The following is a 23,981-nucleotide window of genomic DNA, read 5'->3' as shown; positions in this document are numbered from 1 at the left end:
CCTGCACCGGAGGTCGTCATCTGGCCAACGGAACCGAGCAGATCAGCGCCGCTCGCTCACCCCGCCATCGTCACACGGCCGACGATGCACTAACTTCGAACCTGGGCCACCGAATGGGGGCAGGCCAGTCCTTCGCCGCGTTCGCCGACATCTGCGATCAGACGGTCACAAGGAAGGATGGCACGGCCGAGAGCCGCTATACGATCAGCGGCACCTTCGACATGGGGAATGAGCGCCGGGCCGACGTGCTCGCCAAGCTGCTCGCTACCTGCGACGGCGAGCTGCACCAGACACCGGACGGCAAAATCGCGATCCGCGGCGGCCTTTGGACCGCGCCCGTCATCACGATCACTGACCCGCACATCCTCAGCTACGAGTTCGACAACGGTGCCGGGAAGCTCGCGGCCTTCAACCGGCTGAAGATCACCTTCACGGACCCCTACAACGGTTACCAGCAGACCGAGGGCGACCCCTGGGATGATTTGGCGGCGCAGGCCCTCAGCGGCGAGGTGGTGTCCCAGGATCTGACCGTCGGCATGGTCACGTCGCACAGCCAAGCGCGCCGCCTGGCCAAGATCGCGATGGCGAAGGCCAACCCGCAGAACCGGCTGACGATCACCACCGACCTCTACGGCCTTCTCTGTATCGACCAGCGCATCATCACGCTGCAGATCACCGAGCTCGGGATCAACGGCACGTTTCTGATCACCGCCTTCACCGAGAACGGCGATGGCGCCACCTGTAAGATCGCGCTCTCCTCGCTCGATGCCTCGGCCTATGCGTGGGATCCCGCGAGTGAGGAGGGGGTCGCACCGGCACGGCCATCGGCCCAGGCCCAGCCGATCAACATCCCCGACGTGACAGGGGCAGCCGCGAGGGTCGTGCGCTCCACCGTAGGAGGTGCGGTTACCGGTCTCGCCATCCAAGTCAGCGCTGACCCACCATCGAATCCCGCTTACGAACTCCATGGCCAGATCCGGGAGCAGGGCCAGGACGACACGGCATGGCAGCCGATGCTGCTGCAGGCCGATGGGTCGGTGACAGCGAGCGACCGCAACGACGGGGTGACCTACGAATACCAGTTGGCGTTCTGGTCGGCCTACGGCGGCACGCAGGGGCCTTGGACGGCATCGCAATTTATCACGGCCACGGCGGACACCGTATCGACCGGACCGGCTACCGGGTTCGTCGCGAACGGCGGCGTTACCCAATCCATGCTCGCGTGGACCGCCCCGAATGCTGAGAACTTCGGGTCTTCGCAGGTGAAGCGCGTCGCCGGATCTTCTGGGGCCCCGACGCCGCCTGCTGGAGCGGTGACGGTCGCCACGCGACAGGGCTCCCCTAACCAAAGCTTCGATCTCACTGATGCCCCAGGCGCCGGGGTGTTTACCTACTGGATCGTCTCGCTGAACCGCTCGGGCTACTTCGATGCCACCAGCACGACGCCTCCTAAAACGGTCACGGTGACCTGACGTGGCGCAGTCATTTCCGTCGATCCTGACGCCCTACACCGAGGGTTGGCGGATCCAACCGTATAGCAAGGGCGGTAGCCCTTCGATCGTAGGCACGAAGCAGACGGTCGCCGTGCCCAATGGCTTCTGGAAAGCCAAGGGCAGCTTCTACATCACGACCCGCGAGGAGCTTCTTGAGGCGCGCGGCTTCCTCGCGGGCTTGGACGGGCAGGCAGGTGAGTTCCTGGTCGGCCCCTACGACTACCGAGGAGCGCCCTGGAATATCGATCCGCTGACGGGCGCGCGGATCACCCCGGACCTCGCCGCGCTGGATGCCGCCGCCGATCCGGCTTTCGGATTGAATCCCGACACCACCGGTGTTCTGCAATTCAGCCTCGCGGCCAATGTCGCCGCCAACGCCACGAGCGCAATGCTCACACGGACGCAGGGCGGTCACCTCACGCGAGGGCAGTATTTTTCGATCGGTCAGCGGATGCACATCATCACGGGGCTGACCACGGCGGACCCGACTGACGCTGGCTCCGGGCAGGCCGTGCCTGGGCAGATCGGCATCACGTTCCGTCCGTGGGCCCGTAGCCTCTACACGGCCGGCAGCGCGTTGGAATTTGGCCGCCCGCAGTCGCTGATGAAGCTGGCGACCGACGACATCGGCCAGATCGACCTAACAACCTCGCCCGTCTCCGACCTGCCGCTCGACTTCGTCGAAGCGCTTTAGCGCCTCCGCGCGACCTTCCAGAATTCCGAGGACCAAATGGCTCTTCAGAAGCCCTCTCCAGTCGTGGCCCCGGCCGAGAACTATCGTCGTTTCGGCGCGGCGTTCGACGCTGTCGATAGCCTCGGTGCAGCGCTCGCCGAAGAGGCCCAGGCTCGGGCTGCAGCGATCACCCAAGAGGCCCAGGCTCGGGCTGCAGCGATCACCGGTGAGGCACAGGCTCGGGCTGCTGCCGTCGCTCAAGAGGTGCTGGACCGGGTCGCGGCCGATGCACAGGAGAGGTCCGATCGTGCGACCGTCGATGCGCAGCTCGACCAGAAGATCACGAGCGAGGGTCGGACGCGACAAGCTGCTGACGACGGCATCTATGCCGCCCTGAACGATGGGCGCGCCGCAGATGCCGCCCTAGCCGCCGAAATCGAAGCCGTGCGTAAGGCCTCAATGCCTTCGACTGCGCGGCCTGGCGATGGCACGGTCAGCTTCACCTCTCCGACCAGCCTCTCGAGCCTCTCGGGCGAGCCGGCCGACCTCCCCGCGCTGCCCGACGCCATGGTGGCCCTCGGCCCGGGTGGGTCGATCGTCCGCGTCATCGGCAAGGCGATCGTGGCGAGCCGCTACGCCTACCCGATCGAGCCGGGTCGCATCGTCGAGGCGCGCATGGCGGTGCGCCGCCGTGCGAACGCCTCCGACCCCAGCAACGACACGATCCGCTTCGGCGTGGTCTGGCTCGACCAGGCCAAGAACGTCATGCCGGGGGCCGTCACCGTCCTCACGGATCTGGACACGCTGACCACGGCGTCGGGCCGGCAGTCTCGCGTCGCCTATCTGTCGGGTTCCCCGGCCTCGAACAGCGCCTACGTCGCCCCCGCCGGCGCCGCGTACTTCAGGCTGTTCGTCTTCTCCTACGGCCTCGACGGTGTCACCGACATCGAGGTGCTTCAGGCCCGCGACGCGACGGGCAACATCATCCTGCCGGGCGTCACATCGGACTTCGCGAACCGCCTCGCCGGCCAGGAGACCCTTCTCGCCGGGCCTCGCCTCGACGTGCTGGAGCAGGCGATCGGCACCCCCACGACCCTGACGCTGCTCACGGTCTCCACGCTCTCATCGAAGAACGTGCCGGCCAACATCCAGGCCGTCCGCACGCTCGGTTACTTCGTGCCGGGCGACAAGGGTGGCGCGACCTATCAGCGGGTCGCCAGCGTGCCGGCGCACGGCCTCTACGTGACCTCTGCCGACAACGCGATCTGGGAACTGGCCGAGGTCTACCCAAGCGTGCTTCAGGCCGGCGCCAGGACCGACGGTGCGGACGCCTACGCCGCGTTCATCAACGCCCGCGCCTACGGCCGGGCGAAGAAGGTGGCGTTCCGCGTCCCCGGCTTCTCCTACGCGCTCTCGGCCGACGTGGCCCTCACCACCCTCGACCACTTCGAGCTCGACGCGGGCGCGACCTTCACGGGGCATACCCTGACCGGCGGCGACCTGACGGCGCGCGAGGTCAACTCGACGCCCGTGCCGGGCAACCGAGCCTTCGTCGGGACGCAGGACGGCACCGCCCCAGCCTTCGGCCCCGTTGACGTCGGCCGCCTCTTCCCGGGCAAGTTCGTCGGCATGCAGCGGGCCATCGCCGCGCAGTTCGGTACGGACTTCACGGGATACCACGACCACGCCCTGGCGACGCTGGGCGTCATCGCGGTCAACACCGGCTCCGACGCCAGCGTCATGCCGATCTTCACCCTGTCGCTAGCGCAGGTGGGGAACGTCTGCGTTACCGGCGGCAACTCGATCGTCGCCTCTCAGCAGAACCTGCCCGGCATCAAGGCTGTTTGCAAAGAGGATGATTTCCAGGTCGGAAGCGGCAGCACCATCACCGGCGACAGTGGCGGCTACCTGCTGAACACGTTCTTCCCGAACTCCGGGCCGGCGGTTCAGACCTACGGGATTTTCGGAGGGTACTGGTCCGCCGGCGCCGTCCACTACGTGACCAGCGACACCTTCATCGGTCTCGCGCCGGGCGCTGGCTCGACCATGGCGAGCCTCTTCAACACCGGCTCGTGCACCTACGTCAGCGGAGCGGCCGGCATCTTCGCCGCCGGCGCCAAGGCTCGCTTCCAGGGGACCGGCGGCCACAGGAGCGACATCTACACGGACGGTGCCGGCTTCCTGCACATCCTGTCGCCGGGACAGCCGACGGTGTTCCGGGACAACACGGACACGTCGAGCCTCTTCACCATCGGCACGGACGGCGCCCTTGCCGTAGGCGCCAACGCGGTGCTCGGCGGCACGCAGATGCACGTCGCCGGCACCGGGACCACCGAGGGCGTGTCGATCGGCAAGTTCACCGACGCTCAGGGCTACGGCGCGATCGAGATCTCCGTCGCCAGAGGCTTGGTGGCCGGCGGCGCCTCGCCGAACGCGGCAGCGGCGGCGCTGAAGGTCTGGCGCAACAGCACGACCCTGCGTTCGATCAGCACCGCTGGCACCATCAACGCCAGCGGCGCCGACTATGCGGAGTACGAGCGCAAGCGCGACGACTGCGGTGAGATCATCAAGGGCCAGATCGTCGGCTTCGACGCGGACGGCAGGCTCACCGACCGCTTCGACCTCGCCAAGCGGTTCGGGATCAAGTCGACCGATCCGAACATGGTGGGCGGCGATACGTGGTGGCTGCACCTCGGAACTCCGCCGACCGAGCCTCCGTCCTACATGCCCGCGCCCTACCAGGGCACGCCGCACCCCGGCGACATCCCGCCGGCCGCCGGGCCGCAGCCGAGGATGGAGATCCTGCCGGACGATGCGACCGCGGATGACCGCGGGATGGCGGAGCTGAAGTACCGGAACGCCGTCGCGAAGTGGGAGGGCATGACCGCGCTGCTGGAGCGATATCAGGCCGACGTGGCGGCTCACGCCTCCGAGGTCGCGGCCTATGAGACTGCTGAGGCCGAGCGCCGCGACGCGTACCAGCGCGAGATCGAGGCGGAGCACCAGGCCGCGGATATGGCCTTCACGGCGGCCTACGAGGAAGCCCGCGCCACGGTCGACCGCATCGCCTACTGCGGCAAGGTGCCGGTGAACGTCACCGGGGCGGAGCCGGGCGCATGGATCGTCGCGGCCCGCGGCCCTGATGGCGGGATCATCGGCGTGGTCGTGTCCGACGACGACGTGACCGAGCGTCAGACCCGGCGCGGTCGCGGCTGGCAGGTGGGTCGCATTCTCGACGATGGCCGTGCGGAGGTGATCGTCTGATGTCCTCTCGCATCGCCCGCAGCCCCACACCGCTCTACCAGTCGGTCGGTCGACCCGTAGCTTGGGCCGTTCGCTTTACGGACCCGGCGGGCGTTGCGTCCGACCTGACCGGGTGCACGGCGGTGGCGCTTCTGCACTGGCGGGAGACGTCGCAGAGCCTCGACCTCGGCGGCGCACTGGACGCCACGGGAATCATCTCCGTCAGCGGCGGGGCCGAACTCGTGGCCGAGTTGCCCGTGGCCCAAGATACCCGCCTCATCCTCACCCTAACGGACGCCCAGGGGCTGGCCAGCGACTTCGTCTGGCCCGTGATCGGTGAGGTTCCATGACGTCGGCCGCCGTCGTTGAGCAGAGAGTTGCCCTGGCGACCATCGAGGTCGATGCGGGCGGAAGGTCTGCCGTCGCCGAGCAGCGCACGCTCGTGGCGACCGTCGTGGTGGTTCAGGGCCTTTCGGGGCGAAACGGCACCGACGGCGAAGACGGCACCGATGGCGGCCTGTCCGAAGCTCAAGTGCAAGCGCTGATCGAGGCCGCCATGTCCAATCCACCCATCGCCACCACGGATACGTCCGGCACCCTCGTCGCCGGGGTCGTGACCTCGGCGCTGCCCGAGAACGACGCTCGGCAGTTCATCGAGATCACGAACACCGGCGCCAACCCGATGAACTACCGCTTCGACGCCGACCCGACCGCCACCGCAGGCCACACCATCGGCGTCGGCGGCAGTCGCGTCTTTCAGGGCGGCTCGTGTCCGCGCGGCGCACTGCGGCTCTTCTCCGAGGCCGGCACGACCTTCTTCATCACCACCGGCTGATCCCACTACACGAAGGCTCCCCCATGCTCGGCTTTCTTCGCGGCATCCTCGCCGGAGCGCTGGCGCTTGCCTTGACGGCAGCGCAGGCGCAGCAGGCGCCCACCTTCAACATCGGCAACATCCCGTCGGTGAAGCAGTCGGGGGTCTGGACCTTCGGGGTGAACGGACCGGTTGCGGTGACGCAGTCTGGCCTCTTCACGGTCGCGCAGGGGGCACCAGGCACGCAGCCCTGGCCGGTCTCCCTCCCAAGCGGGCAGAGCGTCAGCGTCGCCAACTTCCCGGCCACGCAGCCGGTCTCCGGCATGGTCGCGGTTACGCAGAGCGGCACCTGGACGGTGGCGCTCCCCTCCGGCACGACGATCGCGAGCACGCAGTCCGGGGCCTACACCGTGACGCAGGGGCCTGCCGGCGCCTCGGCATGGAAGGTCGATGGCTCCGGCGTGACGCAGCCGGTCAGCTTGGCATCGGTGCCCTCGCACGCCGTAACGAATGCCGGCGCCTTCCCAGTTCAGAACACCGCGACTGTGGTGGGCGGGAACACCGTGGCGGTGAAGACGGACGGATCGGCCACGACACAGCCGGTTTCCGGCACGGTCAGCGTCGGGAATTTCCCTGGCACGCAGCCCGTCTCACTGGCCACCGTTCCGTCCCACGCGGTCACCAACGCGGGCACGTTCGCGGTTCAGAACACGGCCACCATCGTCGGCGGCAATACTGTTGCTGTGAAGGTAGACGGGTCCACAACCACGCAGCCTGTGTCGGGCACGATCGCTGTGGGGAACTTCCCGGCCACGCAGCAGATCAGCGCGGCGAGCCTACCGCTGCCGTCCGGGGCGGCCACAGCAGCGAACCAGACCTCCGAGATCTCCGCAATTCTGAGCCGAGCTCGGTTCTCCGTCGCGAAGTCCACCAGCCTCGCCGCCAGCGCATTCCTGGGCGATAGCAGCTACGTCGCTCTCGGCCCAACGCCGGCCGATGCCGCGTTCGTGGTCGCCACGTTCTACTCGGCACAGGCAGGGTCGTATTTCATCCAGGCCAACGACGGTAGCGCCACCTTTCAGTTGATGCAAACCGGCTCCCTGACGGCCGGAACCATGGTGACGGTGAAGCTGCCGATCGCCATCGTGGACGCCACGGCCACTCGCTATCGGGGCTACATCCAGAACGGGGCGACGGCCAGCAACAACGCCGTCGCGTCCATCGCCTTGACGGCGAATTGACGATGGCTCCCGTCCGCATCGTCCTGGCTTTCGCGGTCCTCTCCGCGCTGGCTTCTCCCGCCATAGCCGCGCGTCACCGCCCGGTCTGCGTCGCCGTGATAATCGAGATGGTCCCGGCCCGCATCTGCCCGCCGGCTCGGCGCCGCTGATCCACCCAACCTCGGAGATCGAAATGGACATCGCTGAGATCCAGCGTGCTCTCTTGGCGCGCGGTTATGACCTCGGGAAGGCCGGCGCCGACGGCGATGCCGGGCCGAAGACCATCGCGGCGCTGACCGCGTTCCAGCGCTCCGCCGGCCTGGTCGCGGACGGGATCGCGGGGCCGAAGACGATCGCCGCGCTCAGCACCGCCGACGTGAGCGAGCGCAAGGCGCTGGTCGATCGCCCGGGTTGGCTCGTGCTCGCCGAAGGGCAGCTTGGACTGAAGGAAGGCCAGGCCGCCGCCAACAACCCGAAGGTGGTCCAGTTCTTCGCCGACGCCGGCTTCCCCGGCATCAAGACCGACTCGACCGCATGGTGCGCGGCCTTCGCCAACGCGATGCTGAAGCGCGCCGGCCACGACGGCTCGCACAGCCTCGCGGCGCGGTCGTTCGAGAATTGGGGCGTCGGCCTGAAGGAGCCCGTCCTGGGGGCCGTGTGCACGAAGCGCCGCGGCAACTCGGCCTGGCAGGGCCATGTCTTCTTCGTCGTCGGCGCGAACAAGGATCAGGTGTTCGGCCTCGGCGGCAATCAGTCTGATGCGGTGACGGTGGCGGCGTTCAAGCGCTCCGAGGTCACCGCCTTCCGCTGGCCGGCCGACGTGCCGCTGCCCGCCGCCTCGAAGCTGCCGACGTCGATCGCTGGCGCCAAGGCCGGCGTGAGCGAAGCCTGATGGCTTCCGCCGGCATCCTCCGCCGCGCCGAAGGTGGGCTGCTGCTGTTCTGGTGCCCAGGCTGCGCCAGCGCCCACTCGGTGAACGTGAGCCCCGGTCGCTGGGGCTTCAACGGCGACCATGAACGCCCGACGTTCACCCCGTCCGTCCTCGTCACCTACAACGGCGATGATGCAGGCAAGGACGGTGCGCCACCCGCCATCTGCCACTCCTTCGTGACGGACGGGCAGATCCAGTTTCTCGGCGATTGCACGCATGCGCTCGCCGGGCAAACGGTGCCGCTTCCCGAGTTCGACGCGGCCTGAGAACGACCCGAGCCGGCCGGCAGCCGTGCAACCTCTGAAAATCAAGAGATCACCATGACCCGCATCTTCCTCGCGGCGCTGGCGCTCGCCTGCGCATCCACCGTCGCCCTTGCGCAGACCGCGGCGCCGGTCACCACCGTCGAGATCCCCTACGGCTCCTGGATCGCGACCTACGGCGCGACGTTCGCCACCTGGGCGGTCACCGCTCTCGCCGGCATCGCCTCGGCCGCCATCGCGAAGCTCTGGCCCATCGCGGCGTCGGTCCTGACGCAGCAGCGCCTGCAGCAGGCCGGCACCGCGCTCGCGGAGTACGGCATCAACGCCATTGCCGGCTCGACGAAGGACGGGAAGGTCACGATCAACCTTGGTTCGGCCGCGGTCGCCGCCGCCGTCCAGCGCGGCATCGACGTGCTGCCGTCGCGGGTGATGAAGTCGGCTGGCGGACCCGAGGGGCTGGCCGCTGTCGTCTTCCGTTCGATGCCGCTCGAGGAAGGTGCCAGCAAGTCGAACGTGCTGGACCCGGCCATCCAGACCATCCGCGCCCGCGGGCAGGCCTGACCGGCCGTGGGCTGGAACTTCCTGATCAGCTTCGTCGTCGGCCTCATCAACAAGTGGCTGGCGACGAAGCGCGCGGAACAGGCCCTGCGCGACCTCGGCGCGGCGACACAGGCCGCCACGTCCAATGCCGAGGCCGAGCGCCGGGAGGGCGTCGCGCGCGCCGCGGGCGATGCCATCGGCAACACGCCCGTGCCGGCCAACGATCCTGACATGAGGGACGACTGAGATGGGCTGCCTGCACTTTGCCATCGGCCTCTTCACGCTGACCTGCACCGACCCGCATGTGGCCGTGCCAGCGGCCCGGTTCTGCAACGTAGCTTCCATCATCCGCTACTCGCGCCACGACACCCCGGAGACGATCCGGCAGGCGCGGGTGGCCAACGCCAAATTCCACGCGGCGTGCCCTGGCCGCTGACCCATGACCTTGCCCCGGAAGCAGAATGAGCGCGCAGCGACGGCCTCCAAAGGATCCGCCGCCCGGATGCCTACACGCGACGGCGGATGCGGTCGCCAGCGGCATCGGCCAAAGGATGCACGTTCCGGATGATGGGCTGGGCGAGACCATGGTTCGGCGCGCCTATGGCGACCCCGTCCACCTGGGAGAAGGAAGCCTTGTCGTCGGCTTCCCGCCCCACCTCCGCAAGATGTTCGCCTCATGGAGCGAGGAGGATGTCAGCCGGCTCGACAAGCTGATGAAGCTCCGGCCTGAAACGGTCGCATGGGTGGAGAGCAAGAACACCCGCGAGCTCGAGCGGCTGGACGGCGCCGTCGAGTTCATCTCGTCCTCGCGCACGGCGGCGAAGGTGCTGATGTGGGTCTGCGGCACGGCGGCGACCGTCGTGACCGGCTCCATCGCGCTCGCCAAGTCCGGCTACGATCTCTTCTCGCTCTTCCGGGGGGTCGGCAAATGACGCTGCGCCTGTTCGGCTACTTCACCCTCACCCTGGTCTGCGGCACCATCCTCACCGTTGCCGGCGTCTTCGCCTGGTTCGCCGGTGACCGTGCCGTCCCTGTCGTCGTCATGTCCTCCGAGGTGCTGACGCCGCGTGTCCGGCCGGGCGACAAGCTCCTGATCCGCCAGCGTGTCCGGTTCCTCCGCGACTGCGCTGTCCACGTCGATCGCGCCCTCTACGACCATGCGGCCGACGGACGAACGATGGAGCAGTCCGACACGCGGCGCGAGTTCCTGAAGGACGTCGACTACGATCACCCGCAGCTCGGTCTCGGCGTTCGGACGATCACTTTCGAGGAAGAGGTGCCGCTGAACTTCCGGCCGGGCCCCGCGGAGTACCGCGCGCTCCCTAGTTATTCCTGCAATCCTCTGCAGAAGTTCTACTGGCCCATCACCCGGCCAGAGACGATCATTCGGTTCGAGGTCGTGGGAGATGGGCCGTGACCCACGCCGAGCCGCAGAACTTCACCCTGGCCTTCGTCGTGATCGCCTTCGCCCTGGGCGTCATCGTCGGTCGAGCGATCCGCGATCCACCGCCCGAAGGGTGAGGCCCCTCGGCCTCTTTCCTCCCCGACTCAGCCCGGCCGCCATCACGGCGAGCCGGGCTTTTTCGTGCTTGGTCCGTGCCGCCGCCCGCGCTACACCGGCCGCCTTCGTGGATAGCACCCCGCGAGACCTTTCAGCCCCGCCGGCATCCGCCGCGCGGGGCTTTTTCGTGCGCTCGTCAGCAACTCAGCTTCCGGCCTTCGCGCCGCCCGAACACCTGGTAGTGGGCCGCTCCCGACTTCATCTTACCGCTCTGCACGGCACGGAGCACGTCCGGGTTGCATCGCAGGTACTCCCGCTCGTCGAACGAAGCGACACCACCGCGCCCGCGATCTTCAGAGCCGTACCCACGTCGATCGTCGTCGCGACGGCGATCATCGCGCCCACCGTACTCACGATCCCCGTACCCGCGATCGCGACCCCGGTAGCCGTCATCACGACGGTCGTAGCCGTAATCCCGGCCGCCGTAGGGCTGGGCGAAAGCGGGTGCCACCGAACTGATGGTCGTCAGGCTCACAGCCAACACCGCACAAAGCGTCTTCATATTTTTCGATCCTTTGCCAACGGCCAGAAACGAATGGCCGGGGGCATTGGTTCGAACGCGCAGCACCGGCTGCCATTTCAAGCCCGCCCGGCACCAGCCGCGGCGGGCCTTTTCGTCGTGTCAGGCCGCCTTGGGGCCTGCAATCAGCTTCGGCAGGTACTGAAGCGCCGAGGCGTCACGCTTGCGGAAATACTCGGTCGCGTACTTCGGGATCCAGACCTCGCGAACATGCCGCCGGAAGTCGGCCAGGTGGATCTCGGGGTAGAGCTTCGCGGGGACGCGGCGCCCATCCTCATAGGTGTGCCAGTACGTCGGGAGCGCGTCGGTATCGACCCCCTTGGCTCGCAATTCCTTGCAGTAGATGCGGCCCGAGGAGATGTCGGGGACCAGCTCCGGCGGAAGCCGATAGCCCATGCGCTCGAGCGGCGCGATGAGCATGATGGAGAGCTCGGCCAGGACCGAGAAATAGCCGGCCGGCACGCGCTCGCTATTAACGAGGTAGCGCTGGAGATGGTACGGCAAGTTCGAGTTGCCGGGCTTCGACTTGCCCGACATCCACTCGTAGACCCACTTGCTCACCTGCACCGCAAAGGTCGCGGAGCACCACGTAGCGAGATTGATGGCGACCTGCGGGTGAACCCAGGTGCCCTGAAGTTCCGGTCGGCCACCGCTAAGCGACTGAACAAGCACCGTTGCCGGAATTCCGGTGTCGGCCGCCAGGGCCGAGATGAACGCTTTGGTGCTGTCGTTGGAGGCGTAGTGGTTCCACTTCTTGCCAGTGGCTTGGCACATGGCGGTGGCGTTGATGTACCCGTCCTTCACGCGCTGCTGGACGATCTCCGCCTCAACGAGGTGCGGAATGAGTTCGAAGTGCTGTTGCATGGGTGTCGCGTCCTTCTGACAATCCGACTGGAATGTCGGCAGAGGACTGGACGCATCGACGAGATCGTGTCTTTGATCTCGTTGCCCCGATGGGTTGTCCAGCCTCTGGCCGACCCGATCAGCTTAGCCCGTCCCGAAGCGATTCAGGGCGGGCTTTGCGTTTCAGAACCGGCAGACTGAGCCACGGGCGCTGCGAACACAAGGGCCCGATTTGTTTGGGAAATCGTACTGAACGTTCCGGGTCTGTTTCCGCCTACCGCCTGACCTCCCACACCGGCACGCCAACAGGCCGCCCCGGCAGGTTCCGGTAGTAGGTCGTCATCCCGAACCGGATTTTGTCGCTCTCGATGGAGCGGACGCGCTCGCCGCTGACCATCAGGGCCCCGCAGTGATCGACCCGGATGAAGCCCGCCGTCGGATGCACGCCGAACAGCTCTGCCGTCGTCCAGCCGAGCGCCGCGGCCTCGTCACCGAACTGGTCGAGGAACGCCAGCGCCGATTCCCGCATCTTCTCCCAGCGCGGTCCGGTCATGCCCGGGCACGGCGCGGTGGTGGGCTTCATGGCCTCAAGCGCGTCGCGCCAAGCCTGGGCGTCGGACGGCGCGGATCGAATCGGTGCTGGTGATGCCATGGGTCTCGCCGGAGGTGGGCCGGCGGGGATAGGAGTGTGGGCGAGGCTGCGCAACGCGACGATCAGCCATCACCCCCGGCCCATTCCGAAACTTGTGTGGGGCTACCGCGTGGGTGCGCCTGAGCCGTTTCGCGGCATTCTTCGCTCGGGCCAAGTTGCGTATCGGCCTAGCTGGTGAGATCCGGGGTTCCCCCGCCGCGTGAGCAGATCCCGGCGGGGCCGAACCGCACGCGCAGATACCTGCTGGAAGAACGCGATACGTTTTGTCTTCTCTTGCAGAGACCAGGGAGTCAGGCCAGTACCGTGATGCGAACCCTGTCACGCTAACCCAGCACGATCGGAAAGGGCTCCGACGGTAAGCGGCTATGACGACTCTTGACATCCAGCCGGTGGCGGATCTGCATCAGACGTACCTGAGCAGGGCGTCGATAGACAGCTTCGGTCTTTATCATGATATGATCCAGTCGAGTGGAGCGACGGTATCTGTCTTTGGCGATAAATTTGAAGCTAGCATCGCCGCCCATCACTTCGGACGCCTAACCTTATTCGATCGCCAGATCATCGGCGCTGACCACAGACGAGATACTGAACAGATCCGGCGCGATGGGTTCGATCATTTTTACCTGCAGGTCCTGAGATCGGGACAAATGGTGAGCGGTCGCAGTGGAGAAGAGCGCCGCTTTGCACCAGGCGATGCCGTCCTTTTTGACGCGACCCAACCGATGCGGTCATTCGTCGTAGATGCCGACTACGTCACCGTCATCCTGTCCCGAGAACTCGTCGAGGCTGTCGTGCCGGACGCGCGGCACCTCCACGGACGCATCTTGCCAAAGAGCGCAGTAGGCTCGCTCGGTGAAACTATTCTTTCTCTTGTCCGATGTGCGCCGAGCATGTCGAATACATTGGCTTCTGGAGCGACTCAGGTCATCACCAGCATTCTTAATCAGATACAGGGAAGGCCTGAAGAGGATTTCGGAAAGTTAATCGATGAAAACGATGCGGAATTGTCGCGTCGGCTGAAGGCAGAGTTATTCATTGATAGCAATCTTAGTCTAGATCTGAATTCTGAATTTGTCGCTCGCAGTATCGGTGTCTCGCGGGCGTCACTCTATCGTGCGATGCAAGCTGTTGGCGGCGTTCAAGCGGTTATTACGCGCCGGCGCGCCGCTCGCCTGCGGCAGTTGATTCTTCGACCTCCCAAACAAATGTCCATCAACCGCATGGCGCATAAGGTCGGCTTTGCAAGCCTGAGTCATTCGTCGCGGACTTTTAAAAAGATTTATGGAATATCGCCGGACGATCTTCGTTCGATCATTAGAGACAATGGACGATTTCCAAACCACTCCTTGAGCGTCGGGCAAATGCAAGATTGGTACAACGCTATGAATATATAGCTTTTCGGCCTTGCTCGGCGGTCCACTCCTTGTGGAGCCATCTGGCGGTGGCCGGGCATCAGGCGCTTGCACTTGATGATGAAAATTCGACCGCCAACGTTCTCTTCATGCCCTCCGTGTTTCCCGTCATCCCTGCCGCGCTTGGCGGACGGCCAGCACGTCTGTGAACGGCTTCGACACCACGTGCCGGCCCGCCGAGTCGTACACTTCGACCGTCCAGGCCGACCAATCGCGCGGCGCGCGGCAGAGCATCACGTCCAGCGCGACCCGCTCGGCATGCACACGCATCAGCGCCCAGGTCGGCAGCCGCTTGCCCTGCAGATCGACGACGAGATCGTGCCCGTCCGTGCAGTGGAAGCGGTAAAGTGGCGTCGGCATTGGCCTTCTACCCCGCCTTCCACACCATCTCACCGCCACGTGGCCGGCCGTGATCGCCATGGTTGAACCGTCGATATGCATGCTGTTTGTTCCGGTTCCGTTCTTGCCGGAGCCAGAGCACCTATGCACCCCCAGCCGTACGAACCGCCTGTGGAGATCCGGCTGAGCGAGGCCGAAACCATCGCGCTCGCCTATCGTCGGGCCGCCCGCGGCGACGCGTGGGTCGCGCTGGTGCGGGCGATCGAGGACGCGCTGTCGGACCTCGCGGAAGCCGAACGCCGCACACTGCGGCGCGACCGGCTGATCTCGCACGGCTATGTCCGCGGCCGGCGGCCCGGCGCGTAGGTGGATACCCTCGCGGACATCGGGGGCGATCGCGTCGTGGTGGAGTGCCTGTCTTGCAGTCGAAGGGGCGTCTACGCGACAGACGGCCTTGTGGCGCGGTTCGGGCCCACGATGCAGCAGCTCGACGCGCTCCGGCACCTATCGGGCTCGTGTCGCCACCAACGCCGCCCCGGGACGCCTCCCGTGCGCAAATACGAGAGCGCGTGTCAGGCCCGGCTCATCCTGCCACCATCGAAAAAGCAGATCGTGCCGACGCCGATCCAGCGCGGCCTCAACGTGGAGGCCTGGACGCCGACCGGCTCGATTGAGTGGCACTTGGCGACGGTGTGGAGCTTCGAGCTCGGCCACCTGGTGCTCGAAGCGGCGGCAAAGCTCTACCCGGTCCAGGAGGTCACTCTGCGGCAGGCGTGCCGGGTCATCGCAAAGCGGGAGAAGCCGGGGTAACCCGCAGCGCTCACGCGAGCCGCATCCACACCTCGGCCGCGACCAAGATCAGGAAGCCCGCCCCGATCAGGTAGAGCGGCATGTGCCGGTGGTAGACGTCGGGCCGCTTTACGCGACGGGTCATCGCGTCGTGAAGTCGCTCTTCGGCGGCAACGGCGCCGGGCCGGCATGATCACGCCGACTGTAGGCCCCAAGCGGACGCGTCTCCTCTAGGAAGTGCATGCGCTCAAGAGCCTGCATCAGCGCGGCGCGAAGTTCTTGCTTCGTCAGCGCGGGGATCGGCTTACCGCGGAAGCGCGTGTCGCGCGCCAGATCAAATGGGAGGGGTGTCGTCACCTCTGCTGCTCCCCGCCCGCCACCGGCCGCGCCAGCAAAATCGCCGTTCGCACCATCCCGCGCCTGAACTTCTCCGGCCTGTCCGGATCGGCGACCGCGGCGCGCGCCGGGTCGTGCGCCTTCACCGCGGCGGCCGGATCGAGCGTATGCCCGCTCGCGAACCGGAACAGGCTCACGGTCGCGTCGCGCATGAACACGTCGACGGCGGCGTTCACCTCGTCGGAGGTGATCGCCTTGGCCTTGAAGAGGTCGCCGGTGGTGGGGTTTTCCGCCATGCTGCTTACTATGCGCTTACAAATGGATCGGAGTAGTAAGCAGGGCCAGAGGTAAGTCGTTGCAATGATTGGTGGGCGGTGAGGGACTCGAACCCCCGACCCTCTCCGTGTAAAGGAGACGCTCTACCAACTGAGCTAACCGCCCGCGCCCGCGTGGTACGGCATGCTGCGGCTTCGAGGCAAGCGCAGGTTCTTTTAGCATGCGCCTATGGGCCGGCGAGCAGGCGTGCAAGAGCAGGGGATAGGCCGGTGGCGTCGGTCAGCGGGTGGCGGCTCGGCGTGGGTCTCGGTAGAGCTGCCGCCGCCAGCACCGCGCGGGTACCGGCCTCCACCGAGCACAGCACGGGAACGGGGACGTCCGGCTGGATCCGTTCGGCGAGGCCCGCGAGGCCGGCACCGCCGAGGATCACCGTCTGGGCGCCGTCCGCCTCCGCGCAGGCGCGGCAGGCGGCGACGAGGTCGGCGAGCGCCGCGTCCGGATCGTGGTGGATCTCGCCGCCGGTGGCGTTCGTCGCGCGGATGCCGGCGAGCCGGTCAGAGAGGCCGAGGAGCGTGACGAACTCGCTCAGCATCGGCCGCCACGCCGTCCCGCCGGTGACGATCGAGAAGCGCCCCGCGGCCGCCGCCTCGCGGCAGGCGGCTTCGGCCATGCCGACCACCGGCACGGGTGCGATCTCGCGGAGCGCCAGCAGACCGGGATCGCCGAAGCAGGCGAGGTAGACCGCGTCGCACTCCGCGCCGAACGCCGCATAGGCGTCGAGGGCGGCGTGAGCGGCGATCGCCGCCGAGGCCCGGCTGGCGATGTAGCGCGCGCCGAAGCGGCCGGTAGCCGGCACGATCGTCGCCGATGGAGCGATGCGGCGGACATGCTTGACGACCCGTTCGGTCACCGCTTCCGTCGTGTTGGGATTGATCACCAAGATGCGCATGGAGGCCCTTTCGACAAGCGGACCATGCAAGCGAAAGGCCCCGGAGCAGCGCTCCGGGGCCTCGTCGTCCTTGCTCGGGCTTTAGTGGGCGACGAAGGCGGCGCCGTCCTCGGTCGTCTTCTTGACCGGGATGACCTCTTCCCATTCGATCGCTACCGGCTGGCGCACGAGGGCGTGCTTCAGCACTTGGTCCATCATCGCGACGGGGATGATCTCCATCCCGTTCTTCACACTGTCGGGCACCTCGGCGATGTCCTTGGCGTTCTCCTCGGGGATCAACACCGTTTTGATGCCGCCGCGGAGTGCGGCGAGCAGCTTCTCCTTCAGACCGCCGATCGGCAGCACTCGACCGCGGAGCGTGACTTCGCCGGTCATGGCGATGTCGCGGCGCACCGGGATCCCGGTGAAGGTCGAGACGATGGCGGTCGCCATGGCGATGCCGGCCGACGGCCCGTCCTTCGGGGTCGCCCCCTCCGGAACGTGGACGTGGATGTCCCGGCGCTCGAACAGCGGCGGCTCGATGCCGAAATCGAGGGCCCGGGAGCGAACGTAGCTCGCCGCCGCCGAGATCGACTCCTTCATCACGTCCTTCAGGTTGCCCGTGACCGTCATCTTGCCCTTGCCCGGCATCATGACGCCCTCGATTGTCAGCAGCTCGCCGCCGACCTCGGTCCAGGCCAAGCCGGTGACGACGCCGACCTGATCGTCCGCATCGATCTCGCCGTAGCGGAACTTCGGCGGGCCGAGGAAGACCTGCAGGCGCTCCACGTCGACCTCGACGCTCTTTACCTTCGTGATCAGGATCTCCTTGACCGCCTTGCGGATCAGGTTCGACAGCTCGCGCTCGAGGTTGCGGACGCCCGCCTCCCGTGTGTAGCGGCGAACCAGCATCAGCAGGGCCTCATCGTCGATCGACCATTCCTTGCTGTCCAAGCCATGCTTCTTCAGCGCATTCTGGATCAGGTGCTTGCGTGCGATCTCGACCTTCTCCTCCTCGGTGTACCCGGCGATGCGGATCACTTCCATGCGGTCCATCAGCGGGCCGGGGATATTGAGGGTGTTGGCCGTGGTCACGAACATCACGTTCGACAGGTCGTAATCGACTTCGAGATAGTGGTCGTTGAAAGTCGAGTTCTGCTCGGGATCCAGCACCTCGAGGAGCGCCGCGGAGGGATCGCCGCGGAAGTCCATGCCCATCTTGTCGATCTCGTCGAGCAGGATGAGCGGGTTCGAGGTCTTGGCCTTACGCATCGACTGGACGATCTTGCCCGGCATCGAGCCGATATAGGTCCGGCGGTGACCGCGGATCTCGGCCTCGTCACGCACGCCACCGAGCGACATCCGCACGAACTCGCGGCCAGTCGCCTTGGCGATCGACTTGCCGAGCGAGGTCTTGCCGACGCCGGGAGGCCCGACGAGGCACAGGATCGGCCCGGTGAGCTTGTTCGCCCGCTGCTGCACGGCGAGGTACTCGACGATCCGCTCCTTGACCTTCTCCAGGCCGAAATGGTCGCCGTCGAGGAGGACCTGGGCGCCGAGGAGATCCTTCTTGATCTTCGAGCGCTTGTTCCACGGGATGCCGAGCATCCAATCGAGGTAATTGCGCACCACCGTCGCCTCGGCCGACATCGGCGACATCTGGCGCAGCTTCTTCAGCTCCGCCGAGGCCTTCTCGCGGGCTTCCTTGGTGAACTTGGTCTTCTCGATCTTGTCCTCGAGCTCGGCCAGCTCGTCGCGGCCATCCTCGTCGCCGAGCTCCTTCTGGATCGCCTTCATCTGCTCGTTGAGGTAGTACTCGCGCTGGGTCTTCTCCATCTGCCGCTTCACGCGGGTCCGGATGCGCTTCTCCACCTGCAGCACGGAGATCTCGCTCTCCATCAGCGACAGCACGCGCTCGAGGCGGGCGGCCACGGTCGGCGTCTCCAGAATCGCCTGCTTGTCGGCGATCTTGACGAGGAGGTGCGAGCCGATCGTGTCAGCGAGCTTCGAGGGCTCCTCGATCTGCGTGACCGCCGAGACGACTTCGGGCGAAATCTTCTTGTTGAGCTTGACGTAGTTCTCGAACTCCGAGAGCACCGAGCGGGCCAGCGCCTCGGCCTCGACTTTGTCGCCGAGCTCATCGACCAGGGCCTCAGCCTCGGCCTCATAATACTCGTCCGAGCGGGTGAAGCCGGTGATCTTGGCACGGCCACCGCCTTCGACCAGCACCTTCACGGTGCCGTCGGGCAGCTTCAGCAACTGCAGCACGGAGGCGAGCGTGCCGATCGTGTAGATCGCGTCGGTGGCCGGGTCGTCGTCGCCGGCGTTGATCTGTGTGGCGAGCAGGATGTGGCGGTCGGTCCGCACCGCTTCTTCGAGCGCGCGGATCGACTTCTCGCGCCCGACGAACAGCGGCACGATCATGTGCGGGAAGACGACGATGTCGCGCAACGGCAAGACGGCGTAGGCGCCGGTCGAGCCCGGGACGACCGGCTGGCGGGATTTCGATTGGGTCATCGTTGACTTCCTCATGAGGGACGCCCGACGGTCGCTCCTCCGAATTGGAGCAAGCTTCCTGCCAGGGGCCGACCGGGCCGCGAGGGTCGGAAAGGTCTCTGGAGACTTTGCGGCTGGTGGCGCGGCACCGCCCCTCGAAGGAGGCAGCGGCCACTGCGCTGAGCCTCAGATGGCTCCCCCCGCACCTCGTTTCAAGGTGACCACCCGTCGCGGGTCGACCGAGGATCGACCCGCGACATCAAGGACTTAGCGCGCGTGCGCCGGCGCACGTCAGGCGCTGACGCTGGCCGGCGCTTCCTTGTTGCGGTCGCCGTGGATGAAGAGCGGGCGCGACTTGCCCTCGACCACCTCCGGCCCGATCACGACCTGCTCGACCGAGTCGAGACCCGGCAGGTCGTACATCGTGTCTAGCAGGATCGTCTCCAGGATGGAGCGCAGGCCGCGGGCGCCGGTCTTGCGCTCGATCGCCTTGCGGGCGACGAGCGACAGCGCCTCGTCCTGGAACGTCAGGTCGACGTTCTCCATCTCGAACAGCCGCTGGTACTGCTTCACTAGGGCGTTCTTCGGCTCCTGCAGGATCTTCTTGAGGGCGTCCTCGTCGAGATCCTCCAGCGTCGCCAGCACGGGCAGGCGGCCGACGAACTCGGGGATGAGGCCGAACTTCAGGAGGTCCTCAGGCTCGACCGAGCGGAACACCTCGCCGGTGCGCCGGTCGTCGGGAGCCTGCACGGTCGCGCCGAAGCCGATCGAGGTGCCCTTGCCGCGCGCCGAAATGATCCGCTCCAGCCCGGCGAAGGCGCCGCCGCAGATGAACAGGATGTTGGTCGTGTCGACCTGCAGGAACTCCTGCTGCGGGTGCTTGCGTCCGCCCTGCGGAGGCACGGAGGCGACGGTGCCTTCCATGATCTTCAGAAGCGCCTGCTGCACGCCCTCGCCCGAGACGTCGCGGGTGATGGACGGGTTGTCGGACTTGCGGGAGATCTTGTCGATCTCGTCGATGTAGACGATGCCGCGCTGCGCCCGCTCGACGTTGTAGTCGGAGGCCTGGAGCAGCTTGAGGATGATGTTCTCGACGTCCTCGCCGACGTAGCCGGCTTCCGTCAGGGTGGTCGCGTCCGCCATGGTGAACGGCACGTCGAGGATGCGGGCGAGCGTCTGCGCGAGCAGAGTCTTGCCCGAGCCCGTCGGCCCGATCAGCATGATGTTGGACTTGGCCAGCTCGACGTCGTTGTGCTTCGTCGCGTGGGCGAGGCGCTTGTAGTGGTTGTGCACCGCGACCGAGAGGACCTTCTTGGCGAAGTCCTGGCCGATGACGTAGTCGTCGAGGACGCGCCGGATCTCCTTCGGCGTGGGGACGCCGTCGCGGCTCTTCACCAGCGAGGACTTCGATTCCTCGCGAATGATGTCCATGCACAGCTCGACGCACTCGTCGCAGATGAACACCGTCGGGCCCGCGATCAGCTTGCGGACCTCGTGCTGGCTCTTACCGCAAAACGAGCAGTACAGCGTGCTCTTGGAGTCGGTGCCGCCAGTCTTGCTCATATCGGTCTCCGATTCGTGCGTGCGCTGCCAGCCGGGGCACACGCGCATCGTTCACAGTTAAGGGGATCCGCTTAAAGAAAAAGTCACCTGCGCGTCTTTGCCTTGGGGTCCGGCCCGAACCAGTCGTTGCGAACCCCGATGCAAACACGCGGCCGCGGCCGGATCAAGGCCGCGATCGCCACACCCCTCCCGCGGCGGCGCGGTGCCGCCGGGGACGGGTGCGGGGTTCCTCAGGCGGCGGCCGGCTCGGGCCGCTTCTGGATGACCTCGTCGATCAGGCCGAACTCGCGCGCCGCGTCGGCGGTCATGAAGTTGTCGCGCTCCAGCGCCTGGACGATGGAATCGTAGTCGCGCCCGGTATGCTTCACGTAGATCTCGTTGAGGCGCTTCTTGAGAGCCTCAATCTCGCGGGCGTGGATCAGGATGTCGGTGGCCTGGCCCTGGAACCCGCCGGACGGCTGGTGGACCATGATGCGGGCGTTCGGCAGGGCGAAGCGGTGGCCCGGCTCGCCGGCGGTGAGGAGCAGGGAGCCCATTGAGGCGGCCTGGCCGACGCAGAGCGTCGTCACCGGGCAACGGATGAACTGCATCGTGTCGTAGATCGACAGGCCCGAGGTCACCACGCCGCCGGGCGAGTTGATGTAGAAGGAAATTTCCTTCTTCGGGTTCTCGGCCTCGAGGAACAGGAGCTGCGCGACGATCAGCGACGCGCCGTAATCCTCCACCGGTCCGGTGAGGAAGATGATCCGCTCGCGCAGCAGCCGCGAGTAGATGTCGAACGCCCGCTCGCCGCGGCTCGACTGCTCGACCACCATCGGCACGAGCGCGCTGTTATAATAGTCGACCGGATCTCTCATCATGGCCTTTAGGGCTCCAAGGGGCCCGGCCCTCCGCGAATCACGGAGAGGCCGGGCGCGTCAGCGAACGACGGCATTCCTTAACGCCGCCTAACCATAAGCCCGCCGCCTCGAGACGAGCGCGGGCTCAGTCGGCCTTCGAGCCGGCCGACGCGGCCTCCGTGGACTCGGCGTCGGCCGATTTGGCGTCGGCCTTCTCGTTCCCGGCGTCGTCGGCTTCCTCGTCGGCGAAGAGCGTCTCCTTCGAGACGGGCTCCTCCACCAGCTTGACCTGACCGAGGACGTGGTCGACGACCTTTTCCTCGAACAGCGGCGCGCGAAGCTCGGCGAGCGCCTGTGCATTCTTCCGGTAGAAATCCCAGACCTGCTGCTCCTGGCCCGGGAACTGCCGGACCCGGGCGATGAGGGCCTGGTTCACCTCTTCGTCGGAGACCTTGATATCGGCGCTCTCGCCGACCTGCGCAAGCACCAAGCCGAGGCGCACGCGACGCTCGGCGATCTTGCGGTACTCGGCCTGCGCCTTCTCCTCGGTGGTGTCCTCGTCCTCGAAGGTCTTGCCGCGGGACTTCAGGTCCTGCTCGACCTGCGCCCAGACGCTGGCGAATTCCTGCGCCACGAGCGAGGGCGGCAGGTCGAAGGCGTAGCGGCCGTCGAGCGCATCGAGGAGGTCCTTCTTGAGCTTGCGGCGCGAGGCCGCCTCGAAGTCGGTGCCGATCGCCTTGGCCACGGCCTCCTTGAGCGCGTCGAGGGAGTCGAGGCCCATGCCCTTGGCGAATTCGTCGTCGATCTTGGCCTCGCCCGGGGCCTGGATCTTGGTGACGGTCACGTCGAACTCGGCGTCCTTGCCGGCGAGCTGCTCGGCGCCGTAGGCCTCCGGGAAGGTCGCCTTGACCAGGCGCTGCTCGCCGACTTTGGCGCCGACGAGAGCCTCCTCGAAGCCGGGGATGAAGGAATTCGAGCCGAGCTCCAGGTCGATGCCCTCGCCCTTGCCGCCCTCGAACTCTGTGCCGTCGATGCGGCCGACGAAGTCGATGGTGAGGCGGTCGCCGGTCTCGGCCGCCGCGCCTTCGTCACGCTCCGCGAACGGACGGCTCTGGCCGGCCATGCGCTCCAGCGCCTCGGTCACCTCCGTGTCCGAGGGTGTGGCGACCTGCTTGGTCAGGCTGACGTCGGAAAGGTCGGCGAGTTCGAAGCTCGGCAGGACCTCGAGGGCGACCTTGAACGAGAGGTCGGCCTTGGCGTCGAGCGCCTTCTCGACGATCGACTGGTCGGAGGGGAACTCGATCTGCGGCTCGAGGGCGAGCTTGAGGCCGTTGTCGGCGACGATCTTCTGGTTCGCCTCGTTGACGGCGTTCTGCACCACGTCGGCCATCACCGAGCGGCCGTAGACCTTGCGCAGGTGCGCCACTGGCACCTTGCCCGGACGGAAGCCCTTTAGCTGGACCTTGTCCTTCATGCCCGACAGCTCGGTGTTCAGGCGATCCTCGAGCTCGCTCGCGGCGAGGGACACCTGAAACGTGCGCTTCAGCCCCTCGGAGTGTGTCTCGGTCACCTGCATCGTCGTCGCTCTCAAAGTCCGTGTGATCGTGTGCGCGAGAATCCGGGCGCGGCCTCATCGGAGGCCTGACGGAGCCGCGGGTTTGGTACGGGGAAGCGGGACCCGCGCGCAAGGCGAACGGCATCCGCTGGAGGAGCCGGCCGACCGCGTCCGCGCAGGGATCGGCCGTTACCGTTTCCGAAGGCGGTGCTGGTGCGGGCGGAGGGGCTCGAACCCCCACGTCTTGCGACACTGGTACCTAAAACCAGCGCGTCTACCAGTTCCGCCACGCCCGCGAGCGCCGATGCCCGGCGCGTGTCCGGCCACCGGAGGGCGGGTCTATAGCATGCGGGGCACAGGCCGCAGCAAAAAACTTGCGGGCCCGAAACGGTGGCGCCGCGCGAGGGCGGCGGCTACAACCGGCGGCCCTGAATTCCCGCGTGGATGCCGCGCGATCGCCCCGTCGTCACGAGGTTCCATGCCGCCAGCCCGATCCGCGCCGCCGACCGAATTGCGATCCGGCGCGTCGCGTCGAGCGCTCTTTCTGGGAAGTGCCGCGTTCCTTCTGCTTCCCCGGTCCGTTCGGGCGCAGGGCAAGCCTGCCCCCGCCGCGCCGGCGCCCGCCCCGCCGTTGCCGGAACCCCGCGTGCTGACGGCGGCGCCCGGCAAGACGCGCTTCAAGCCGGAACCCGCCC

28 protein-coding genes, 2 tRNA genes and 1 pseudogene are annotated in these 23,981 nt (G+C 66.8%); 17 read left to right on the top strand and 14 right to left on the bottom strand.

All coding sequences use genetic code 11. The annotated features are described in order from the left end of the window. Window positions 1–113 precede the first annotated feature (113 nt). A complete protein-coding gene (locus FV234_RS21085) occupies window positions 114–1,472 on the top strand; it encodes a phage tail protein (protein WP_147831472.1) in 1,359 nt (452 codons plus the stop codon). Between the two features lies 1 nt (window position 1,473). Then, window positions 1,474–2,187 (top strand): hypothetical protein, encoded by a 714-nt coding sequence (locus FV234_RS21080; protein WP_147831470.1) that lies wholly within the window; start codon window positions 1,474–1,476, stop codon window positions 2,185–2,187. Here the strand turns inward: FV234_RS21080 and FV234_RS21075 are convergent. Beyond that, window positions 2,134–2,532, bottom strand: a complete 399-nt coding sequence (locus tag FV234_RS21075) for a hypothetical protein (protein WP_147831468.1) — start codon at window positions 2,530–2,532, stop codon at window positions 2,134–2,136. The genes FV234_RS21080 and FV234_RS21075 overlap by 54 nt on opposite strands. Before the next feature lie 78 nt (window positions 2,533–2,610). Here FV234_RS21075 and FV234_RS21070 point away from each other — a divergent pair, with 78 nt between their 5' ends. The 11 genes from FV234_RS21070 to FV234_RS21020 all read left to right on the top strand — a co-directional run bounded on the left by FV234_RS21070 (window position 2,611) and on the right by FV234_RS21020 (window position 10,594). Continuing rightward, a complete protein-coding gene (locus tag FV234_RS21070; protein WP_147831466.1) occupies window positions 2,611–5,430 on the top strand; it encodes a hypothetical protein in 2,820 nt (939 codons plus the stop codon). Then, window positions 5,430–5,759, top strand: coding sequence for a hypothetical protein (locus tag FV234_RS21065; RefSeq protein ID WP_147831464.1), 330 nt, complete (start codon window positions 5,430–5,432; stop codon window positions 5,757–5,759). The genes FV234_RS21070 and FV234_RS21065 overlap by 1 nt, the downstream gene beginning before the upstream one ends. Next, window positions 5,756–6,244 (top strand): hypothetical protein, encoded by a 489-nt coding sequence (locus tag FV234_RS21060; protein WP_147831462.1) that lies wholly within the window; start codon window positions 5,756–5,758, stop codon window positions 6,242–6,244. Before FV234_RS21065 ends, FV234_RS21060 begins: the two co-directional genes overlap by 4 nt. 23 nt (window positions 6,245–6,267) lie before the next feature. Next, entirely contained in the window at window positions 6,268–7,464 is a 1,197-nt protein-coding gene (locus tag FV234_RS21055) for a hypothetical protein (RefSeq protein ID WP_147831460.1), read from the top strand. Window positions 7,465–7,636: 172 nt separating this feature from the next. Beyond that, a complete protein-coding gene (locus tag FV234_RS21050) occupies window positions 7,637–8,335 on the top strand; it encodes a TIGR02594 family protein (protein WP_147831458.1) in 699 nt (232 codons plus the stop codon). Next, on the top strand, window positions 8,335–8,640 hold the full coding sequence (locus tag FV234_RS21045; RefSeq protein WP_147831456.1) for a DUF6527 family protein: 306 nt from the start codon (window positions 8,335–8,337) through the stop codon (window positions 8,638–8,640). The genes FV234_RS21050 and FV234_RS21045 overlap by 1 nt, the downstream gene beginning before the upstream one ends. Before the next feature lie 54 nt (window positions 8,641–8,694). Then, window positions 8,695–9,198: a hypothetical protein gene (locus FV234_RS21040; protein ID WP_147831454.1), complete on the top strand. Its 504-nt coding sequence runs from the start codon at window positions 8,695–8,697 to the stop codon at window positions 9,196–9,198. A 6-nt stretch (window positions 9,199–9,204) separates the two neighbouring features. Beyond that, window positions 9,205–9,423: a hypothetical protein gene (locus FV234_RS21035; RefSeq protein ID WP_147831452.1), complete on the top strand. Its 219-nt coding sequence runs from the start codon at window positions 9,205–9,207 to the stop codon at window positions 9,421–9,423. A 1-nt stretch (window position 9,424) separates the two neighbouring features. Then, entirely contained in the window at window positions 9,425–9,613 is a 189-nt protein-coding gene (locus tag FV234_RS21030; RefSeq protein WP_147831450.1) for a hypothetical protein, read from the top strand. Between the two features lie 25 nt (window positions 9,614–9,638). Next, a complete protein-coding gene (locus FV234_RS21025) occupies window positions 9,639–10,109 on the top strand; it encodes a hypothetical protein (protein ID WP_147831448.1) in 471 nt (156 codons plus the stop codon). Next, window positions 10,106–10,594, top strand: a complete 489-nt coding sequence (locus tag FV234_RS21020; RefSeq protein WP_147831446.1) for a hypothetical protein — start codon at window positions 10,106–10,108, stop codon at window positions 10,592–10,594. The genes FV234_RS21025 and FV234_RS21020 overlap by 4 nt, the downstream gene beginning before the upstream one ends. 280 nt (window positions 10,595–10,874) lie before the next feature. Here the strand turns inward: FV234_RS21020 and FV234_RS21015 are convergent, their stop codons facing one another. The 3 genes from FV234_RS21015 to FV234_RS21005 form a co-directional block, all read right to left on the bottom strand. Continuing rightward, the gene (locus FV234_RS21015) at window positions 10,875–11,240 is read right to left on the bottom strand and encodes a hypothetical protein (protein ID WP_147831474.1); all 366 of its coding nucleotides are present in this window, start codon (window positions 11,238–11,240) and stop codon (window positions 10,875–10,877) included. Window positions 11,241–11,360: 120 nt separating this feature from the next. After that, window positions 11,361–12,122 (bottom strand): KilA-N domain-containing protein, encoded by a 762-nt coding sequence (locus FV234_RS21010; RefSeq protein ID WP_147831444.1) that lies wholly within the window; start codon window positions 12,120–12,122, stop codon window positions 11,361–11,363. 253 nt (window positions 12,123–12,375) lie between these two features. Further along, the gene (locus FV234_RS21005) at window positions 12,376–12,684 is read right to left on the bottom strand and encodes a hypothetical protein (RefSeq protein ID WP_147831442.1); all 309 of its coding nucleotides are present in this window, start codon (window positions 12,682–12,684) and stop codon (window positions 12,376–12,378) included. Window positions 12,685–13,118: 434 nt separating this feature from the next. On the opposite strand from FV234_RS21005, the gene FV234_RS21000 reads away from it, so the two are divergent. Then, complete coding sequence (locus tag FV234_RS21000; RefSeq protein WP_147831440.1) at window positions 13,119–14,147, top strand: helix-turn-helix domain-containing protein; 1,029 nt, start codon at window positions 13,119–13,121, stop codon at window positions 14,145–14,147. A 126-nt stretch (window positions 14,148–14,273) separates the two neighbouring features. Here the strand turns inward: FV234_RS21000 and FV234_RS20995 are convergent, their stop codons facing one another. Continuing rightward, window positions 14,274–14,525: a hypothetical protein gene (locus FV234_RS20995; protein ID WP_147831438.1), complete on the bottom strand. Its 252-nt coding sequence runs from the start codon at window positions 14,523–14,525 to the stop codon at window positions 14,274–14,276. Window positions 14,526–14,648: 123 nt separating this feature from the next. Here FV234_RS20995 and FV234_RS20990 point away from each other — a divergent pair, with 123 nt between their 5' ends. Together FV234_RS20990 and FV234_RS20985 are read left to right on the top strand one after the other, a co-directional pair. Continuing rightward, complete coding sequence (locus FV234_RS20990) at window positions 14,649–14,870, top strand: hypothetical protein (RefSeq protein WP_147831436.1); 222 nt, start codon at window positions 14,649–14,651, stop codon at window positions 14,868–14,870. A 183-nt stretch (window positions 14,871–15,053) separates the two neighbouring features. Beyond that, entirely contained in the window at window positions 15,054–15,314 is a 261-nt protein-coding gene (locus FV234_RS20985) for a hypothetical protein (protein ID WP_147831434.1), read from the top strand. 120 nt (window positions 15,315–15,434) lie between these two features. On the opposite strand, the gene FV234_RS20980 is transcribed toward FV234_RS20985, so the two are convergent. From FV234_RS20980 to FV234_RS20940, 9 genes are all read right to left on the bottom strand, one after another. After that, on the bottom strand, window positions 15,435–15,650 hold the full coding sequence (locus tag FV234_RS20980) for a hypothetical protein (protein ID WP_147831432.1): 216 nt from the start codon (window positions 15,648–15,650) through the stop codon (window positions 15,435–15,437). Next, entirely contained in the window at window positions 15,647–15,925 is a 279-nt protein-coding gene (locus FV234_RS20975) for a hypothetical protein (protein ID WP_147831430.1), read from the bottom strand. Before FV234_RS20975 ends, FV234_RS20980 begins: the two co-directional genes overlap by 4 nt. Before the next feature lie 69 nt (window positions 15,926–15,994). After that, window positions 15,995–16,070, bottom strand: a tRNA-Val gene (locus FV234_RS20970). 61 nt (window positions 16,071–16,131) lie between these two features. Then, window positions 16,132–16,854, bottom strand: coding sequence for an aspartate/glutamate racemase family protein (locus FV234_RS20965; protein ID WP_147831428.1), 723 nt, complete (start codon window positions 16,852–16,854; stop codon window positions 16,132–16,134). An 81-nt stretch (window positions 16,855–16,935) separates the two neighbouring features. Beyond that, window positions 16,936–19,350 carry an endopeptidase La gene (lon, locus tag FV234_RS20960; protein WP_147763500.1) on the bottom strand — a complete coding sequence of 805 codons (2,415 nt, stop codon included), beginning with the start codon at window positions 19,348–19,350 and terminating at the stop codon, window positions 16,936–16,938. Window positions 19,351–19,620: 270 nt separating this feature from the next. Then, window positions 19,621–20,892, bottom strand: coding sequence for an ATP-dependent Clp protease ATP-binding subunit ClpX (clpX, locus tag FV234_RS20955; RefSeq protein ID WP_147727615.1), 1,272 nt, complete (start codon window positions 20,890–20,892; stop codon window positions 19,621–19,623). 230 nt (window positions 20,893–21,122) lie between these two features. Then, window positions 21,123–21,749: an ATP-dependent Clp protease proteolytic subunit gene (locus FV234_RS20950; RefSeq protein WP_147752831.1), complete on the bottom strand. Its 627-nt coding sequence runs from the start codon at window positions 21,747–21,749 to the stop codon at window positions 21,123–21,125. Window positions 21,750–21,876: 127 nt separating this feature from the next. Further along, on the bottom strand, window positions 21,877–23,307 hold the full coding sequence (gene tig / locus FV234_RS20945; protein ID WP_147831426.1) for a trigger factor: 1,431 nt from the start codon (window positions 23,305–23,307) through the stop codon (window positions 21,877–21,879). 190 nt (window positions 23,308–23,497) lie between these two features. Then, a tRNA-Leu gene (locus FV234_RS20940) sits at window positions 23,498–23,582 on the bottom strand. A gap of 182 nt (window positions 23,583–23,764) precedes the next feature. Here FV234_RS20940 and FV234_RS26520 point away from each other — a divergent pair. Then, window positions 23,765–23,981, top strand: a pseudogene (locus FV234_RS26520) (multicopper oxidase family protein); the annotation flags it as partial.

This window comes from Methylobacterium sp. WL8, from assembly GCF_008040045.1.
Taxonomy (GTDB): domain Bacteria; phylum Pseudomonadota; class Alphaproteobacteria; order Rhizobiales; family Beijerinckiaceae; genus Methylobacterium; species Methylobacterium cerastii.
This window is presented reverse-complemented; position numbering and strand designations above follow the sequence as displayed.

Bases quoted from the DNA above. Each gene is read 5' to 3' on its own strand.
- FV234_RS21085 (WP_147831472.1), top strand. From the start codon at position 114: ATGGGGGCAGGCCAGTCCTTCGCCGCGTTCGCCGACATCTGCGATCAG.
- FV234_RS21065 (WP_147831464.1), top strand. From the start codon at position 5,430: ATGTCCTCTCGCATCGCCCGCAGCCCCACACCGCTCTACCAGTCGGTC.
- FV234_RS21060 (WP_147831462.1), top strand. From the start codon at position 5,756: ATGACGTCGGCCGCCGTCGTTGAGCAGAGAGTTGCCCTGGCGACCATC.
- FV234_RS21055 (WP_147831460.1), top strand. From the start codon at position 6,268: ATGCTCGGCTTTCTTCGCGGCATCCTCGCCGGAGCGCTGGCGCTTGCC.
- FV234_RS21050 (WP_147831458.1), top strand. From the start codon at position 7,637: ATGGACATCGCTGAGATCCAGCGTGCTCTCTTGGCGCGCGGTTATGAC.
- FV234_RS21045 (WP_147831456.1), top strand. From the start codon at position 8,335: ATGGCTTCCGCCGGCATCCTCCGCCGCGCCGAAGGTGGGCTGCTGCTG.
- FV234_RS21040 (WP_147831454.1), top strand. From the start codon at position 8,695: ATGACCCGCATCTTCCTCGCGGCGCTGGCGCTCGCCTGCGCATCCACC.
- FV234_RS21030 (WP_147831450.1), top strand. From the start codon at position 9,425: ATGGGCTGCCTGCACTTTGCCATCGGCCTCTTCACGCTGACCTGCACC.
- FV234_RS21025 (WP_147831448.1), top strand. From the start codon at position 9,639: ATGAGCGCGCAGCGACGGCCTCCAAAGGATCCGCCGCCCGGATGCCTA.
- FV234_RS21020 (WP_147831446.1), top strand. From the start codon at position 10,106: ATGACGCTGCGCCTGTTCGGCTACTTCACCCTCACCCTGGTCTGCGGC.
- FV234_RS21015 (WP_147831474.1), bottom strand. From the start codon at position 11,240: ATGAAGACGCTTTGTGCGGTGTTGGCTGTGAGCCTGACGACCATCAGT.
- FV234_RS21010 (WP_147831444.1), bottom strand. From the start codon at position 12,122: ATGCAACAGCACTTCGAACTCATTCCGCACCTCGTTGAGGCGGAGATC.
- FV234_RS21005 (WP_147831442.1), bottom strand. From the start codon at position 12,684: ATGAAGCCCACCACCGCGCCGTGCCCGGGCATGACCGGACCGCGCTGG.
- FV234_RS21000 (WP_147831440.1), top strand. From the start codon at position 13,119: ATGACGACTCTTGACATCCAGCCGGTGGCGGATCTGCATCAGACGTAC.
- FV234_RS20995 (WP_147831438.1), bottom strand. From the start codon at position 14,525: ATGCCGACGCCACTTTACCGCTTCCACTGCACGGACGGGCACGATCTC.
- FV234_RS20990 (WP_147831436.1), top strand. From the start codon at position 14,649: ATGCACCCCCAGCCGTACGAACCGCCTGTGGAGATCCGGCTGAGCGAG.
- FV234_RS20975 (WP_147831430.1), bottom strand. From the start codon at position 15,925: ATGGCGGAAAACCCCACCACCGGCGACCTCTTCAAGGCCAAGGCGATC.
- FV234_RS20965 (WP_147831428.1), bottom strand. From the start codon at position 16,854: ATGCGCATCTTGGTGATCAATCCCAACACGACGGAAGCGGTGACCGAA.
- lon (WP_147763500.1), bottom strand. From the start codon at position 19,350: ATGACCCAATCGAAATCCCGCCAGCCGGTCGTCCCGGGCTCGACCGGC.
- clpX (WP_147727615.1), bottom strand. From the start codon at position 20,892: ATGAGCAAGACTGGCGGCACCGACTCCAAGAGCACGCTGTACTGCTCG.
- FV234_RS20950 (WP_147752831.1), bottom strand. From the start codon at position 21,749: ATGAGAGATCCGGTCGACTATTATAACAGCGCGCTCGTGCCGATGGTG.
- tig (WP_147831426.1), bottom strand. From the start codon at position 23,307: ATGCAGGTGACCGAGACACACTCCGAGGGGCTGAAGCGCACGTTTCAG.